The organism is Scytonema sp. PCC 10023 (assembly GCF_963920835.1).
GTDB lineage: Bacteria > Cyanobacteriota > Cyanobacteriia > Cyanobacteriales > Nostocaceae > Kalymmatonema.
The window spans coordinates 1-644 of sequence record NZ_CAWUDP010000346.1; the positions used below are offsets into that span (position 1 = coordinate 1).

Annotated in this window: 1 pseudogene; it reads right to left on the bottom strand. The window is 42.2% G+C overall.

The features are described from left to right. Positions 1-13: 13 nt before the first annotated feature. Positions 14-644, bottom strand: a pseudogene (locus tag ACM0OZ_RS49145) (S-layer family protein); the annotation flags it as partial.

A 644-nucleotide genomic window follows, 5' to 3' on the forward strand; every position in this document is an offset into this window, starting at 1 on the left:
CTCTCACGCCAAATCAGAGATTCTGGCGTGAGGCTCCTGCTGATCTAGCTGAATTAACAGTATTAATATTGATAGTACCTGCATTTCCCTTGCCATAGGTGCTAGTAGTTAGTCGAGCACCATCAGTGACACTGAGTAACCTAGCGGAGATATTTATGTTTCCACTATTACCTTGGGCGTTTGGCAAGATAGTTTGCGGACGAGGTTCAATGGTAACTTTGGGAAAACGTCTATTATCATCATATTCGACATTAATTACTGGTGCTGATGTAGAACCAAGTGTGTTGTATACGCCAGTTTTAGCACCACTGAATGAAATCGTATCTGCTTTTAAAGTTATTTCGCCTGCGTTGCCGCTACCTAAAGCGCTAGTAGCTACCTGTGATCCATCTTGTACAAGCAATGTACCAGCGTTTAACGTCAAATTTCCTGCATTGCCCGTGCCATTTGTTTGAGTATTTATATTTGATGAATTTTTTAATACTATACGGTCTGCGGCATTAAGATTGATTTTTCCGGCTTGACCTATGTTCTCCGTACGACTGCTGGGCACCGAAGAGTTTTCAATCAGCAAAGAATTTGCCGCAATAACGTTTATGACTCCGCCATTACCTGCACCATAGTTATAGCTGACTAGCCCACTA